The organism is Streptomyces sp. 15-116A (genome assembly GCF_025290915.1).
GTDB lineage: Bacteria > Actinomycetota > Actinomycetes > Streptomycetales > Streptomycetaceae > Streptomyces.
In genome coordinates this window covers 1-15,280 of the sequence record NZ_JAOCQE010000153.1, presented here as the reverse complement: position 1 = coordinate 15,280, position 15,280 = coordinate 1, and the positions used below count along the sequence as shown (strand labels likewise).

The following is a 15,280-nucleotide window of genomic DNA, read 5'->3' as shown; positions in this document are numbered from 1 at the left end:
GCTCCCGCGGCGCCACCGAGCCCCGGCGCGACGACCTGCCGTACTTCACCGAGGACGGCCCCGGGGGCGGCCGTAACGACCAGACGGGCATGGGGAGCCAGGTCGGCCAGGGCGGCGCCAATGGCCGGCCCGGACAACCGGGTCAGCCCGGACAGCAGCCGAACCGCCCCGGCTACGGCGGTCAGGCGGGCCCCGCCGGACCTGCCGGACCCACCGGCCCCACCTCCGGCCCGGTCACCGGCGACGGCCCGGCGATCCCCCCGGCCGGCTTCCCCGATCCGTCGCCCCCGTCCGGCATCCCCGGCGCCCCGGGCGCCCCCGGCGCCGCCCTCAGCGACGACACCGCGATCCTCACCCCGCAGGCGCCCGCCCCGGAGGGCACCCCCGGCTACCCCCGGCACGACAACGTCTCCGGGAACACCGTCACCAGCGGCATCCCCGTCGTCCCGCCGAGCGCGGCCTTCGGCGCGGACCCGGCCGCGGGTTCGGGTCCGGGCGCCGGTGCTCCCGCCGACGGTCCCCTCCCGCACACGCCCCCCAAGCTCCCCGAGCCGGTCTCCCCGCCCCCGGCGAGCTCCTCGAAGCCGCCGAAGAAGAAGGGGCGCAACAAGCTCGCCCTGGTCGGCGGCGGCGTGTTCGCCCTCGCCGGTGTCGCCTACGGCGCCGGTCTGCTGATGAACCACTCCGACGTCCCCAAGGGCACCACCGTCCTCGGCGTCGACATCGGCGGCGGCACCCGCGACGAGGCCGTCAAGAAGCTCAACGACGCCCTCGCCGAACGGCTCGACAAGCCGCTGAAGCTCCAGGTCGCGGGCAAGACGACCGAGCTGCAGCCGGACAACGCCGGACTCCAGCTCGACACCGACGCCACCGTCGACGCGGCCGCCGGGAGCGACTACAACCCGGTCTCCGTGATCGGCTCCCTCTTCGGCAACGAGCGCGTCGTCGACCCGGTCATCCCCGTCGACGAGGAGAAGCTGCACGCCGCGCTCGAGGACGTCGCCGGTGACGCGGGTTCGATGACCGAGGGCACGATCAAGTTCGTGTCCGGCAAGGCCGTCCCCGTCTACGGCAAGGCCGGCCAGGGCATCGACGTCGACAAGTCGACCGCGGCGGTGGAGGAGGCGTACCGCACCCAGGTGGCGACCGGCGCGTCCGCCCCCGTGGCGGTCGCCACCACCACGCGGCAGCCCACGGTGTCCAAGGCCGAGGTCGACCGGATGCTGAAGGAGTTCGCCGAGCCGGCGATGTCGGACAGGGTGACCGTCCAGACGGACGCGGCGCACTCCGTGCTGATGAGCCCGGAGAAGTCCCTGTGGAAGTTCCTCAGGGTGACGGCGGTCGACGGCAAGTTGGTCGAGAAGCCCGACCTGAACGCCCTGAAGCAGCTCTACGGCGGAGCCTTCGACGGCGTGCTCATCACCCGCGCCAACGGCGAGAAGACCCCCGTCACGCCGGAGGACGTCTACGGCGCCCTCCGGAGCGCACTGAAGAGCAAGACCGACCGCCTGGCAGTCATCGAGACCAACCCCAGCTGACCCGAGCCGGCCGGGGGGCATGACATCCGTCATCCCCCGGCTCAGCCAACGCTGAACGAGGGCCGGCTGCCATGGCCGGCCGGCGGCAGCCGACCCAGGGGCGCGGGACTGTATCGATGTGGGGCTCCGCCGCGTGGGCGCGACCCGCCACGACGCACCCGCACCCGCCACGGCACGCTCAGTTCAGCATTGCTCTCGCCGCCTGCGCCTGCCCCCGAATCCGCGAGGCGACCGCCTCATCCACACCGGCCACCACCTCCGCATACGCCTCCAACTCAGCCGCCCCCTGCAAAAACTCCCCCCGCTGCACAAGCAACTGCGCCCGCTCATACCTCAACCGCGCCGGATGCGAAGGCAACAGCAGCGAAAGATCCACCGCCCACATCGCCACATCCGACCGCTCCGGCCGCGCCGCCGCCCACGCCCGCACGTTGTTCAGAATCCGCAGCACGACATCCAGCGGATCCGCCGGCCGCAACATCGACGCGTCCAGCGGCGCCCCCGTCGCCCCCACCACCAGCAACTCCGCGTCGGCCCCCGTCAGCACCCGCCCCCCGTCGAAGGGATCGGCCAGCACCTGCTGCTCCGCCTCCCCGAACCCGACCACGAAGTGCCCCGGCAGGGCGACGCCGTACACCGGAGCCCCCGCCCGCCGGGCGACCTCCATCCACACCACCGACAGCAGGATCGGCAGCCCCCGCCTGCGCCGCAGCACCTCGTGCAGCAGCGAGGACTCCAGCCGCCGGTAGTCACCCGGGGTGCCGTGGAAGCCGCACCGCTCGCCCAGCAGCTCGCGCAGCGCCTGTGCCCAGGCCAGAGGCGTTCCCGGCCGGTACGGCAGCAGCCCGGCCAGCCGGTCCAGTTCGATCTCCGCCGCGTCCATGCCCGCCTCGTCCAGCGTCCCGTCCGCCTCGGCGCCCACCAGCAGGCACAGCGTGGACAGATCGGGCCGCTCGCAGCGGGCCTCTTCGGCGAACCGCCGCCGCAGTTCGGCGGAGCGCCCGGGCGGTGGGGGACAGGGGGACCGCATGCCCGGTTCGTGCCCGGTCACAGCGATCCGCTACCCGCCGGAGCCGACGAATCCGAGGATGGCCCCCCATCACCCCGAGGCTCCCGATAGTGGTGATACGCGTGATGCGCCACGAAGCCCATCCGCTCGTACATCGCCCGCGCACCCCCGTTCTCCTCCTCGACCTGGAGCCAGGCCGCCGATGCCCCCTCCGCGAGCGCCTGCCGGGCCAGCGCGGCCATCACCGCGGTCGCCAGCCCCTGCCGCCGCCGCTCCGGATCCACCTCGACCGCCGCGAACCCGGCCCACCGCCCGTCCACGACACACCGCCCGATGGCGGCCGGCACGTCACCGTCCCCCGGCACGGTCGCGAACCACACCGACGGCCCTCCCCCACGCTCGGCTTCGCTCGCGCGGGGGGACCCCCATCCCAGCACCTTCAGCGCCACGCCACTTACACCCTTGCGCTGATACCGCGCGAGCCACGCCTCATCGGCCTCCCGCGCCAGCACGACCCCGGACGGCTCCGCGCCGCCCGCATCGGCGATCGGCGCCAGCGCGCCGACCCACAGCTCGGCGGTCACCTCACGCACCCACCCCCGCCGCTCCAGCTCCGCGCACAGCAGCTCCTGCGCCCCCTCCGCACCCGTCGCGGTCTGGACGTACGCGGGCAGCCCGCGCTCGCCGTACCAGCGCCGTACGGCCTCGAGCGCGGCGTCCAGCGGCATCCCGGGGTCGCCGAGCGGCAGTACCGAGTTGGCCCGCCGCGTGAACCCCTCGGCGGCGCGCAGCTCCCACTCGCCCAGCCGCTCGCTCTCCACGGGCCGCCAGGCCCGCGCGGCGACCCGCGCCAGCTCCTCGTAGGACGCCGCGGGTCCTCTGCGACGCGCTGGTGCGGACGGCACCACCTTGCCCGCGACCAGCGCGGACTCCGCGATGTGGACGCTTTCCCCGCTCTTTCGTGTGATACGCAGCACACCGTGGTCCCATGATGTGAGAACACCGACCGTGTCGGTGAACTTCTCACCCGAGGGACCATGTTCGATCAAGCTCCGTACGGAGACCCGTTTTCCCACGTCAGCAGCGGTGATACGGACCTCCAGGCGCCCACCGGCAGAGATTTCCACAGGTCGGTTCACCCCTCCTGTTCGGATCATGCCCAGGAACGGAGATACTAGGGGCGGGCATCGACGACGCCGCGCTCCCGCGCGCCAGGCGGCGGAGCCTGAGGAGGCCCGCCAGCGCCCTATCGAGGAGGAACGACAGCGTGACCTACGTCATCGCGCAGCCTTGTGTCGACGTGAAGGACAAGGCGTGCATCGAGGAGTGCCCGGTCGACTGCATCTACGAGGGCCAGCGGTCCTTGTACATCCACCCGGACGAATGCGTCGACTGCGGGGCCTGTGAGCCGGTCTGCCCGGTCGAGGCGATCTTCTACGAGGACGACACTCCCGAGGAGTGGAAGGACTACTACAAGGCGAACGTCGAGTTCTTCGACGAGCTCGGCTCGCCCGGCGGCGCCAGCAAGCTGGGCCTGATCGAGCGGGACCACCCGCTGATCGCCGCGCTTCCGCCGCAGGCCTGACCCGAGCCGGTCCACAGCCGGCCCGGCCCGTAGACCTGCCGCCTCGGTCCCGTACGGCCCGATCCGCCCGATCGCCGCGCGGGACCGAGGCGTTTGCCGAGCCTGGTGCCACAGCGGCAGCCGTAGCGGCAGCCGTGGCAGAAAGAGAGTCAGCACCCGTGTCCGCAGTCTCCGACCGGCTGCCCACCTTCCCCTGGGACAAGCTGGAGCCCTACAAGAAGACGGCCGCCGCGCATCCGGACGGCATCGTCGACCTGTCCGTCGGCACGCCCGTCGACCCGGTCCCCGAGTCGATCCAGAAGGCGCTGATCGCCGCGGCGGACTCGCCCGGCTATCCCACGGTCTGGGGCACCCCGGAGCTGCGTGACGCGATCACCCGCTGGGTGGAGCGCCGGCTAGGCGCCCGCGAGGTCACCCACCGCCACGTCCTGCCGATCGTCGGCTCCAAGGAACTGGTCGCCTGGCTCCCCACCCAGCTGGGCCTCGGCCCCGGCGACAAGGTGGCCTACCCGCGCCTGGCCTACCCCACGTACGAGGTCGGTGCCCGTCTCGCCCGCGCCGACTACGTGGCCTACGACGACCCGACCGACCTGGACCCGGCCGGCCTCAAGCTGCTCTGGCTCAACTCCCCGTCCAACCCCACGGGCCGGGTGCTGTCCAAGGAGGAGCTGACGAGGATCGTCGCCTGGGCCCGCGAGCACGGCGTCCTGGTCTTCTCCGACGAGTGCTACATCGAGCTGGGCTGGGAGGCCGACCCGGTCTCGGTCCTGCACCCCGACGTCAACGGCGGCTCCTACAACGGCATCGTCTCCGTCCACTCCCTCTCCAAGCGCTCCAACCTCGCCGGATACCGCGCCGCCTTCCTGGCCGGTGACCCGGCGGTGCTCGGCCCGCTGCTGGAGATCCGCAAGCACGGCGGCATGATGACCTCGGCGCCGACCCAGGCGGCCGTGGTCGCGGCCCTCGGCGACGACACCCACGTCCACGCCCAGCGCGAGCGCTACGCGTCCCGCCGCACGGCCCTGCGCGAAGCCCTCCTGAACCACGGCTTCCGCATCGAGCACAGCGAGGCCAGCCTCTACCTCTGGGCCACCCGAGACGAGTCCTGCTGGACCACGGTCGCCCACCTCGCCGACCTCGGCATCCTGGTAGCCCCGGGCGACTTCTACGGCCCGGCGGGCGAAAACTTCGTACGAGTGGCGCTGACGGCAACAGACGAACGGGTCGAGGCAGCGGTACGCAGGCTGCGCTAGCCCGCCGCGCCCAACCGCGGGCAGCCGCCGCCCGCCGCCCGCGGGCTGCCGCCGTTCCTGCCGCCGTGGGCAGCCGCCGCCCGCCCGCCGCGAGCAGCCGCCGTTTCTACCGCCGTGGGCAGTCGTTCCGCAGGGCGGAACGGGTGGGCACGGCCACCAACGCCGGGCGCCCGGCCAAGCGACGCCCACTGCACCCACACAGGGGCCACGAAAACGGGGCCTGGGGAACACCCCAGACCCCGAGAACGGCCAAAGCCCGGCGCTTAGCCGACCGGCAGACCCTTGACCGGCAGGTCCTTCGTCGACACGCCACCCTTCGTCAGCGACCCGGTCGGCAGCGCACCACCCTTCGCCGCCGAACCGGCCGTGTCCCCGAGGACCTCCCCGGCCGACCCGGCGGTGTCACCGGCCGCCTTCTGCGCCACCGGCGCCGTCTTCTTGATGGCCTTGCCGCCGGCCTTGCCCGCGGCCGGAACCGCCTTCTTGACCGCCTTGCCGCCGGTGTCACCCGCGGCCTCGGTGACGCTCTGCGCCGTGCCGTCCACGGTGTTGCCGACGTTCGCCCCGTCCAGGGCGGTCAGCCCGCCGAGGTTCGGGTTGGCCGGCAGCTCGGGAGCCGCGCTGGCGGAACCGGCCGCACCGACCCCGGCAGCCGCTCCCGCAGCGACGAGCAGTGCGGCACGGGCGATCCGACGGGTCAGGGGGAGGGACATGGTGCTCCTTCGACGGGAGAGAACGGTGAAGTGTCCAGACCGGCCCGTGAGTTGATCGACTGGCTGTGGATCTCCGGGCTCGGACGCAGTGACTACCGCTCGAAGGCCGGGAAGGTTGCGGCGCAGCGACGTAAAGAGTTGGCAATGCGTCGCATTATCGGCTGTGGATAAAGGCGGGCAAAGAGTGTCGCGGCGAAGCCCCTGCGGAATCGCTTCAGCCGCGTGTTCTCAAGGATTCCCGGCCACCGGCACACCCCGACACGAAAACCTGCGCACCCCGTCAGCCCCGCACGGCACCGCACAACCCCTGCGGGTGAGGGGCCGTACTACTGCCCGGTCGTGATCTGGACGGCTCCCGCGCCGTCGCCCGCGTCCGCGGACGCCTTCGCGTCGGTCGCCTGCCACTGGCTGTCGGTGTTCCCGGCGACCCACTCGCGGCCCGCGTACGACACCCGCTTGATGTGCAGCTCGGAGGCGTTGGCCACGGCCCAGTGCGCCAGCTGCCAGCCCCGGGGGCCGGCGCGCCGCCCGGCGGCCTCCGCACCCTTGTCACCGGTGACCGGCAGCGTCACCGTGCCCGGCTCGGAGTCCGCCGGTGCGCTCGCGGAGGGCGACGGCGTCCCCGCGGCGCCCACCTCCGCACCGGCCGGCTCCAGCACGTCCCGGCCGAAGTCCCGTACCAGCGCGGCCCGTACCGCGTCCGCGCCCGCCGCCCGGGTCGCCGCCGGGCGTCCCTCGCATGTCAGGGTGGCCGCCGAGCGCCCGGTGAGGGCGGCGGCCAGCAGGGAGGCGTCCGGCTCGTGCTTGGCGTACGCGTCCGGGAAGCCGCTGCGCTGCACCTTCTGCGCGGCCACGGTCAGCGGCAGCCGGGTGTAGTCAGGCACCTTCTCCAGGTGCTCGTAGAACTTCCCCGCCGCGTACGCCGGATCCATGATCTCCTGCGGCGTGCCCCAGCCCTGCGAGGGGCGCTGCTGGAACAGGCCGAGGGAGTCGCGGTCGCCGTAGTCGATGTTGCGCAGGGTGGACTCCTGCAACGCGGTGGCCAGCGCGATCGTTATGGCCCGCTCGGGCAGGTTTCGCGCGGTTCCCACGGCGGTGATCGTCGCCGCGTTCACCGCCTGCTCGGGCGTGAACTCGTACTCCGCCCCGTCGCCCTCGGCGGAGACGACCTTGCAGCCCGGTCCGCCCGCGCCCCCGGTGACGTACTGCACCACGAGGTAGCCGGCGACCGCGAGCAGGACCACGAAGGCCGCCCCGAAGCGGAAGAGGCGGCCACGACGCTTGGAAGGAAGGGACGGCTCTGGCACGCGTACAAGGTACTGGAGAGTACGGAGGCGCGTGTGCCGGGTGTGGACAGTGGGCCGCAGTCCCGGCGGGTTAGGGTCGACGGCATGGCCGACACCCCGCTTGACCTCACGCTGGACGCCGCGGTCCTGACCGCCCAGCTCGTCGACTTCCCCTCCGTCAGCGGCAGCGAGAAGCCGCTCGCGGACGCGATCGAGACCGCGCTGCGCGCCCTGCCGCACCTCACGGTCGACCGCTACGGCAACAACGTCGTCGCCCGGACGAACCTGGGGCGCGCGGAGCGTGTGATCCTCGCCGGCCACATCGACACGGTCCCCATCGCCGACAACGTTCCCTCCCGGCTGGACGAGAACGGGGTGCTGTGGGGCTGCGGCACCTGCGACATGAAGGCGGGCGTCGCCGTCCAGCTGCGGATCGCGGCCACGGTCCCCGCCCCGAACCGCGACCTGACCTTCGTCTTCTACGACAACGAGGAGGTCGCGGCAGACCTCAACGGCCTCAAGCACGTGGCCGAGGCGCACCCCGAGTGGCTCGAGGGCGACTTCGCCGTGCTGCTCGAACCCTCCGACGGGCAGGTCGAGGGCGGCTGCCAGGGCACACTGCGGGTGCTGCTGAAGACCAGCGGCGAGCGCGCCCACTCCGCGCGCGGCTGGATGGGCTCCAACGCGATCCACGCCGCCGCCCCGATCCTGGCCCGCCTGGCCTCCTACGAGCCCCGCTACCCGGTGATCGACGGCCTGGAGTACCGGGAGGGCCTCAACGCGGTCGCCGTCTCCGGCGGCGTGGCGGGCAACGTCATCCCGGACGAGTGCGTGGTCACCGTCAACTTCCGCTACGCCCCGGACCGCACGCCCGAGGAGGCCGTGGCCCACGTCCGTGAGGTCTTCGCCGACTGCGGGGTGACCGAGTTCGTCGTCGACGACCACAGCGGCGGCGCGTTGCCCGGCCTCTCCCATCCGGCCGCCGCGGCCTTCATCGAGGCGGTGGGCGGCACCCCCCAGCCGAAGTACGGCTGGACGGACGTCTCCCGCTTCTCCGCGCTCGGCATCCCCGCGGTCAACTACGGCCCCGGCAACCCCCACTTGGCCCACAAGCGGGACGAGCGCGTCGACACGGCGAAGATCCTGGCGGGGGAGGAGCGCCTGCGGTCCTGGCTCACGACCTGAGCCCTTCCGTACTCCCGGACGTTTAGTCCGGCGCCCTGCGGACATGCTGACGTCCCCCGTACGTAACCCGCGTAGATCTACGCTGAGGGCGGTACGACCTGGCACGACGGAGGGAGCGCACATGGCTACCGGTAACCCCCGGGGGAAGAAGCAGCCGCCGGAGGAGCAGCGGCTGGGCCCGGTCCTGCGGCGGCGCGGTCAGGTCCAGGCGAGCACCACGGACCAGCGGCTGCTGGACGAGCGGGCCCCGACGGACTGGGTCCACACCGACCCCTGGCGGGTGCTGCGCATCCAGTCGGAGTTCATCGAGGGCTTCGGCACGCTGGCCGAACTCCCGCCCGCGATCAGCGTCTTCGGCTCGGCGCGCACACCGGAGGACTCGCCGGAGTACGAGGCGGGGGTGCGGCTGGGGCGGGGCCTGGTGGAGGCGGGCTTCGCGGTGATCACGGGCGGCGGTCCGGGCGCCATGGAGGCGGCGAACAAGGGCGCGTGCGAGGCGAAGGGCATCTCCGTCGGCCTCGGCATCGAGCTGCCGTTCGAGCAGGGGCTGAACCCGTATGTCGACATCGGCCTGAACTTCCGGTACTTCTTCGTCCGCAAGATGATGTTCGTGAAGTACGCGCAGGGGTTCGTGGTCCTCCCCGGCGGCCTCGGCACCCTCGACGAACTCTTCGAGGCCCTCACCCTCGTCCAGACCCAGAAGGTCACCCGCTTCCCGATCGTCCTCTTCGGCACGGACTACTGGGGCGGCCTGGTCGACTGGCTCCGCCACACGGTCATCGCCCAGGGCAAGGCAGCGGAAAAGGACCTCCTCCTGTTCCACGTCACGGACGACGTGGACGAGGCGGTCGCCTTGGTCTCGAAGGAAGCGGGCCGCTAGCCCGTTCGATCGGCCACTTCCCGACCGACCGAGTCGATCGGTCACCTCTCGACCGACCGAGTCGATGGGCCACTTCCCGACCGACCGAGTCGGCCGGCCACTTCCCGACCGACCCGAGTCGGCCGGCCACTTCTCGACCAACCGAGTCGGCCGGCCACTTCCCGACCGACCCGAGTCGGCCGGCCACTTCTCGACCAACCGAGTCGGGTGGTGGGTGGGCATAGGCCGGGGGTCCAGGGGGCGGAGCCCCCTGGTACGGGAGGGGACCTACGCCAGCCCCCGCCGAGCCACCGCAGGTTCCCGGTGACCGGCGATCGACGCCACCATGTCCAGCACCTGCCGCGTCTCCGCCACCTCATGCACCCGGTACACCTGTGCCCCCAACCACGCCGACACAGCCGTAGTCGCCAGCGTCCCCAGCACCCGCTCCTTCACCGGCTTGTCCAACGTCTCCCCGACGAAATCCTTGTTGGACAGCGACACCAGCACCGGCCACCCTGTCGCCACCATCTCCCCCAACCGCCGCGTCGCCTCAAGACTGTGCCGCGTGTTCTTCCCGAAGTCATGCCCCGGATCGATCAGCACCGACTCCCGCGGCACCCCCAGCGACACCGCCCGCTCCGCCAGCCCCACGGTCACGTCGAGAATGTCGGCCATGACATCGTCGTACGACACCCGGTGCGGCCGCGTCCGAGGCTCCGCCCCACCCGCGTGCGTACACACCAGCCCCACCCCGTACCGCGCGGCGACCTCCGCGAGCCGCGGATCGACCCCGCCCCACGCATCGTTCAGCAGATCCGCCCCGGCCTCGCACACGGCCTCCCCGACCTCGTGCCGCCAGGTGTCCACGCTGATCACGACATCCGGGAACCGCCGCCGCACCTCCGCGACGAAGCCGACCGTCCGCCGCGCCTCCTCCTCCGCGGTGACCTCCTCGCCGGGCCCAGCCTTCACCCCGCCGATGTCGACGATCGCGGCGCCCTCCGCCACGGCCTGCTCCACGCGCGCGAGCGCCGGCTCGTCGCGGAACGTCGCACCCTGGTCGTAGAAGGAGTCCGGGGTCCGGTTCACGATCGCCATGATCACCGGCTCGTGCGGCTCGAATTCCCGCCTGCCCAGCCTGAGCATCCCCTGTGACCTCTCCTCGTCCGTACCGGCCTGCGCCTCCGACTGTCAGACTCGCATGGCACGATCGGAGCCACACAATCGGATCCTGCGTCCGACAACGACTGATCCGACTCGTCCGGCCCGTCCGACCAATCGCCCATGGGGGATCCGCGATGGTGATGTTCTTGTTCCTGGTCGTCGCGCTCGCCGTCGTGGTCGCCGCGGTGACCCTCGCCGTGGTGGGCGGCGGCGAGAACGGCCCACTGCCCGAGGCGGCTCCCGAGCGCCTCCAGGACTCCCTGCCGCCCGACCGGCCGGTCGGCCGCGCGGACGTGGAGCGGCTCCGCTTCCCGCTGGTCGCCCGCGGCTACCGCATGGCCGACGTGGACGACGCCCTCGGCCGCCTCGGCGCCGAACTCGCCGAGCGCGACGCCAGAATCGCCGACCTGGAGTCCGCGCTGGCCGGTGCCCGCGCCGCCGCGGCGCATGTGTCGATGGACAAGCCGGCCCCGCGCCGGGAGGACGAGCAGCGATGAACGACAGCACCGCGCCCACCGGCCCGGACGGCGCCCCGCGCTGCCCCTGGGCGCTGTCCGCCCCGGACTACCTCGCCTACCACGACGAGGAGTGGGGCCGCCCGGTCCACGGCGACGACGCCCTGTTCGAACGGCTCAGCCTGGAGGCCTTCCAGTCCGGCCTGTCCTGGATCACCATTCTGCGCCGCCGCCCCGGCTTCCGCGCCGCCTTCGCGGACTTCAAGATCGCCAAGGTCGCGGAGTTCACCGACGCGGACCGCGACCGCCTGCTGGCCGACCCCGGCATCATCCGCAACCGCGCCAAGATCGACGCGACCCTGGCCAACGCCCGAGCCCTGGCCACCTGGTCCCCAGGCGACCTGGACACCCTGATCTGGTCCCACGCCCCGGACCCGAAGACGCGCCCGGCCCCGAAAACCCTGGCAGACGTCCCCGCGATCACCCCGGAATCGACCGCACTCTCAAAGGCCCTCAAAAAACACGGCCTCCGCTTCGTAGGCCCGACCACGGCCTACGCGCTGATGCAGGCGTGCGGTCTAGTGAACGACCACCTGGAGACATGCGTGGCCAGAAGCGCCCCCTAAGGGGCGCGGGGCTGTGTCGATATGCGGCTCCGCCGCGTGGGCGCGATCAACCACAGCGGGTCCGCAGCCCCCGACGGCGCCACGCCCCCCGAGCTCACCGGCCCAAATACTTCGGCTTCTCCTTGTTGACGAACGCCTGCACAGCGATCCCGTGATCCTCGGACGCCCCCGCCCGCGCCTGCAGCTCGTCCTCCTTCTCCAACGTCTCCTCCAACGAGTGGGACAACCCGAACGCCACCGACTCCTTCAACGCCGAGTACGCCACCGTCGGCCCCTCGGCCAACCCCCGCGCCACCTTCTCCGCCTCCGCGCGCAGCTCGGCCGCCGGCACCACCCGATTCACGATGCCCAGCTCGAACGCCTCCTGCGCGGAAACGCTCCGCGGAAACAGCAGCAGATCCATCGCCCGCCCGGCCCCGATCACCCGCGGCAGCGTCCAGGAGATCCCGGAGTCCGCCGTCAGCGCGACCCCGGCGAACGACGTGTTGAAGGACGCCGTGTCCGCCACGACCCGGTAGTCGGCGGCCAGCGCGAAGCCGAACCCCGCCCCCGCCGCGACCCCGTTCACCGCGGCGACCACCGGCTTGGCGGCCCCGGCGATCGCCTTCACGATCGGGTTGTAGTGCTCGCGCACCGTGCTCATCGTCTGCCCCGAACCGCTCTCCCGGTCGGCCGCCAGCAGTCCGATGTGCTCCTTGAGGTCCTGCCCGACGCAGAACGCCCGGTCACCGGCGGCGGTCAGCAGCACGGCCCGTACGGCGTCGTCGTCCGCGGCGGACCGGACCGCGTCCCGGAGGGCGACCTTCGCCGCGACGTTGAGCGCGTTCATCGCCTCGGGGCGGTTCAGCGTGATCGTCGCGAGTCCGTCGCTCACCTCGTAGAGCACGGTGTCGGCCATGGCGTATCCCCTCCGTGTGGGCGGCTCGGCACGTACCGGCCGGTACGTGCCCGTCTGCAGACAGCATGACGGAGATCACCGGCCCTGAACCGCGGGCGCCATGTGACCTGCGTCTAACAATTCCTGTTCGTTTTCGTTCCGCGGCACTGTGTGCGGTGGCGCAGTATCGCAGCCACATCGCCGAATTGAGTGGTTTTGCTCGCGCGCGTTGCCCAAGCGATGCCGACTGATGTTGGTCATCGGGTCGTGAGATGCGGGATAATGGCCTGGAAGCAATGTGTTCGATGCCGGTGCGGTGTGTCCTGCCTGAAAAGGGACCGCGGATGCCCTTCGTGGGCCGTCGGCTGAGACGGTTGAGCTGGGTTTCAGGAAGGGGAACGAGCATGGCGGCCATGAAGCCGCGGACGGGTGATGGCCCGCTCGAGGTGACCAAGGAGGGGCGGGGCATCGTCATGCGCGTTCCGCTCGAAGGCGGCGGTCGGCTCGTCGTCGAGCTGACCCCGGACGAGGCCGACGCACTCGGCGACGCCCTCAAGAAGGTCGTCGGCTGACGCGCAAGCGACCATACCCTTTCAGCCGCCCCGGCGCCGCACCTGGTGCCGGGGCGGCTGTTTGTGCAGGTGAGAGCCTCAAGGGGCATCACAGCACCTGTTACCGCTTCACCGCGCACAGCAGCCCGTCGCCCACCGGCAGCAGCGACGACACCAGCTCCCCGCTCTCGCGCACGGTCCGCACCAGCTCACGCAGGCGCAGCACTTCGGTGGGCTGCGGCCCGGAGTCGACCGTCCGGCCATTGGCGAAGACGCCTTCGAAGGCGACGAGGCCCCCCGGGCGCAGGAGGCGCAACGATTCAGCGAGGTAGTCCTGGTACTCCAGCCGGTCGCCGTCGCAGAACACGAGGTCGTAGCCGGAGTCGGCGAGCCGGGGCAGGACGTCGAGGGCGCGGCCCGGGATGAAGCGGGCCCGGTTGGCGGCGAAACCGGCGTCGCGGAAGGCCTGCCGGGCGGACTGCTGGTGCTCCGGCTCCGGATCGACGGTGGTGAGCACCCCGTCGGGGCGCATGCCGTGCAGCAGATGGATCCCGGACACCCCGCAGCCGGTGCCGATCTCGGCGACCGCCTTGGCCTCCACCGTGGCGGCGAGCAACCGCAGGGCAGCGCCCGTGCCGGGCGACACCGAGCGCAGCCCTGCCTCGCGGGCTCGGTCGCGGGCCCAGCGCAGTGCGTCGTCCTCGGCGACATAGGCGTCGGCGAACGCCCAGCTCGTCTGCCGGTTGGCGGTAATGACCCTCTCCTGTCCCCGTGGTTGCCTGGGCGTGACTGTATCCGTTGCCGTCGGGAACCCGCAGATGGGACCGGTCGTTTAAAGGGATGAGCAAGTGGCGTGAGCCATGACGGGGGGTAGGCAGTGGACGAGGACGCCGAGCAAGTGCAGACGCAGTCGTACGAGCCATGGCAGCCCACATCAATTTCTCGTAAAACCGCTTATCCGGAGCTAACGGGCGAGGTGGCTATGGTAGGGGCTCCACTGGACACCACCAGAGCCGACAGGGGAGGTGCGGCCGCGCCCGGAGATCGGGGAGGAGTGCTGCGGCGCTTCCTCGGATCGGCGGGCAGGCCGAAATCCGTGAACGACACCGCTGCTGACCACAGCCACGCCGGGGCCGCCGACGGCCCGGCCCAGACCGCGACCTTCGCCACCGACGCGGACGGGCAGGCGTGGACTCCGCCCACCTGGGAGGAGATCGTCAGCATGCACAGCGGCCGGGTCTACCGGCTCGCCTACCGGCTCACGGGCAATCAGCACGACGCCGAGGACCTCACGCAGGAGGTCTTCGTCCGTGTCTTCCGCTCCCTGTCGACCTACACGCCGGGCACCTTCGAGGGCTGGCTGCACCGCATCACGACCAACCTGTTCCTGGACATGGTCCGCCGCAAGCAGCGCATCCGCTTCGACGCGCTCGGCGAGGACGCGGCCGAGCGGCTCGCCAGCAAGGAGCCCACGCCCCAGCAGGTGTTCAACGACGCCCACTTCGACGCGGACGTCCAGCAGGCCCTCGACACGCTCGCCCCCGAGTTCCGCGCCGCCGTCGTGCTGTGCGACATCGAGGGGCTGTCGTACGAGGAGATCGCCGCGACCCTCGGCGTCAAGCTCGGCACGGTCCGGTCCCGGATCCACCGCGGCCGTTCGCAGCTGCGCAAGGCCCTTGCGCACCGCTCGCCGCAGGCCCGGGCCGACCGCCGCTCCTTCGTGCCCCGTGTTGCCGCACTGGGAGGAGGGGGCGCGAGCGCGTGAGCGGTTCACGACCGAAGTCTTCCGAGGGACACCTCGCAGAGCAGCATCTGGGAGACCGACTCTCCGCCCTGGTGGACGGCGAGCTCGGTCATGACGCGCGTGAGCGCGTACTGGCGCATGTCGCCACCTGCGCCAAGTGCAAGGCGGAGGTGGACGCACAGCGCCGGCTGAAGAGCGTCTTCGCTCAGGCCGCCCCTCCACCGCCGTCCGAGAGCCTGCTGGCGCGCCTGCAGGGCCTTCCCGGGGGCGGGGACCTCGACGGCGGCGGTTCGCCGCTGGGCGGGGGACTGCCGGGCGGTGCGTCCGGCGTCTTCGGCGCCAAGCGCGGCGACCGCTTCGAGTTCGCCTACGCCCCGGCCCGGCGCCACGCCCCCGCACCGGCGCTGGGCCCGTCGCCGGACCGCGGCTTCC

Annotated in this window: 16 protein-coding genes and 1 pseudogene; 10 read left to right on the top strand and 7 right to left on the bottom strand. The window is 72.0% G+C overall.

Features of this window, described 5'->3' with window-relative positions:
* Positions 1-1,538 (top strand): annotated as a pseudogene (locus tag N4P33_RS22455) (hypothetical protein); the annotation flags it as partial.
* A gap of 178 nt (positions 1,539-1,716) precedes the next feature.
* Here the strand turns inward: N4P33_RS22455 and N4P33_RS22450 are convergent.
* Both N4P33_RS22450 and N4P33_RS22445 read right to left on the bottom strand, forming a co-directional pair.
* Positions 1,717-2,568, bottom strand: a complete 852-nt coding sequence (locus N4P33_RS22450; protein WP_260828452.1) for a transglutaminase-like domain-containing protein — start codon at positions 2,566-2,568, stop codon at positions 1,717-1,719.
* 17 nt (positions 2,569-2,585) lie between these two features.
* A complete protein-coding gene (locus N4P33_RS22445; RefSeq protein WP_260828451.1) occupies positions 2,586-3,674 on the bottom strand; it encodes a GNAT family N-acetyltransferase in 1,089 nt (362 codons plus the stop codon).
* A 140-nt stretch (positions 3,675-3,814) separates the two neighbouring features.
* On the opposite strand from N4P33_RS22445, the gene fdxA reads away from it, so the two are divergent.
* Both fdxA and N4P33_RS22435 read left to right on the top strand, forming a co-directional pair.
* On the top strand, positions 3,815-4,132 hold the full coding sequence (gene fdxA, locus N4P33_RS22440; protein ID WP_167994178.1) for a ferredoxin: 318 nt from the start codon (positions 3,815-3,817) through the stop codon (positions 4,130-4,132).
* 158 nt (positions 4,133-4,290) lie between these two features.
* The gene (locus tag N4P33_RS22435) at positions 4,291-5,385 is read left to right on the top strand and encodes a bifunctional succinyldiaminopimelate transaminase/glutamate-prephenate aminotransferase (RefSeq protein WP_260828449.1); all 1,095 of its coding nucleotides are present in this window, start codon (positions 4,291-4,293) and stop codon (positions 5,383-5,385) included.
* Positions 5,386-5,648: 263 nt separating this feature from the next.
* Here the strand turns inward: N4P33_RS22435 and N4P33_RS22430 are convergent, their stop codons facing one another.
* A complete protein-coding gene (locus N4P33_RS22430) occupies positions 5,649-6,098 on the bottom strand; it encodes an ATP-binding protein (RefSeq protein ID WP_260828448.1) in 450 nt (149 codons plus the stop codon).
* Between the two features lie 326 nt (positions 6,099-6,424).
* Positions 6,425-7,405: a heavy metal transporter gene (locus N4P33_RS22425; RefSeq protein ID WP_260828447.1), complete on the bottom strand. Its 981-nt coding sequence runs from the start codon at positions 7,403-7,405 to the stop codon at positions 6,425-6,427.
* Between the two features lie 84 nt (positions 7,406-7,489).
* Between N4P33_RS22425 and dapE the strand changes: the two genes are divergently transcribed.
* A complete protein-coding gene (gene dapE / locus N4P33_RS22420; RefSeq protein WP_260828446.1) occupies positions 7,490-8,569 on the top strand; it encodes a succinyl-diaminopimelate desuccinylase in 1,080 nt (359 codons plus the stop codon).
* Between the two features lie 121 nt (positions 8,570-8,690).
* A complete protein-coding gene (locus N4P33_RS22415; protein WP_260828445.1) occupies positions 8,691-9,449 on the top strand; it encodes a TIGR00730 family Rossman fold protein in 759 nt (252 codons plus the stop codon).
* A 267-nt stretch (positions 9,450-9,716) separates the two neighbouring features.
* Here N4P33_RS22415 and folP read toward each other — a convergent pair whose 3' ends face one another.
* A complete protein-coding gene (gene folP / locus N4P33_RS22410) occupies positions 9,717-10,577 on the bottom strand; it encodes a dihydropteroate synthase (protein ID WP_260828444.1) in 861 nt (286 codons plus the stop codon).
* Positions 10,578-10,729: 152 nt separating this feature from the next.
* Between folP and N4P33_RS22405 the strand changes: the two genes are divergently transcribed.
* Positions 10,730-11,092 (top strand): DivIVA domain-containing protein, encoded by a 363-nt coding sequence (locus tag N4P33_RS22405; protein ID WP_260828443.1) that lies wholly within the window; start codon positions 10,730-10,732, stop codon positions 11,090-11,092.
* Complete coding sequence (locus tag N4P33_RS22400; RefSeq protein WP_260828442.1) at positions 11,089-11,676, top strand: DNA-3-methyladenine glycosylase I; 588 nt, start codon at positions 11,089-11,091, stop codon at positions 11,674-11,676. The genes N4P33_RS22405 and N4P33_RS22400 overlap by 4 nt, the downstream gene beginning before the upstream one ends.
* A gap of 94 nt (positions 11,677-11,770) precedes the next feature.
* Here N4P33_RS22400 and N4P33_RS22395 read toward each other — a convergent pair whose 3' ends face one another.
* The gene (locus N4P33_RS22395) at positions 11,771-12,574 is read right to left on the bottom strand and encodes an enoyl-CoA hydratase/isomerase family protein (protein WP_260828441.1); all 804 of its coding nucleotides are present in this window, start codon (positions 12,572-12,574) and stop codon (positions 11,771-11,773) included.
* Positions 12,575-12,957: 383 nt separating this feature from the next.
* Between N4P33_RS22395 and N4P33_RS22390 the strand changes: the two genes are divergently transcribed.
* On the top strand, positions 12,958-13,125 hold the full coding sequence (locus N4P33_RS22390) for a DUF3117 domain-containing protein (RefSeq protein WP_003966491.1): 168 nt from the start codon (positions 12,958-12,960) through the stop codon (positions 13,123-13,125).
* A 100-nt stretch (positions 13,126-13,225) separates the two neighbouring features.
* Here N4P33_RS22390 and N4P33_RS22385 read toward each other — a convergent pair whose 3' ends face one another.
* Positions 13,226-13,924: an O-methyltransferase gene (locus tag N4P33_RS22385; RefSeq protein WP_313904567.1), complete on the bottom strand. Its 699-nt coding sequence runs from the start codon at positions 13,922-13,924 to the stop codon at positions 13,226-13,228.
* Positions 13,925-14,086: 162 nt separating this feature from the next.
* On the opposite strand from N4P33_RS22385, the gene sigE reads away from it, so the two are divergent.
* Positions 14,087-14,869, top strand: a complete 783-nt coding sequence (sigE, locus tag N4P33_RS22380) for an RNA polymerase sigma factor SigE (protein WP_260828440.1) — start codon at positions 14,087-14,089, stop codon at positions 14,867-14,869.
* Positions 14,866-15,280 (top strand): anti-sigma factor (locus tag N4P33_RS22375; RefSeq protein WP_260828439.1); only part of this gene is annotated, 415 nt, incomplete at its 3' end. The genes sigE and N4P33_RS22375, both read left to right, overlap by 4 nt.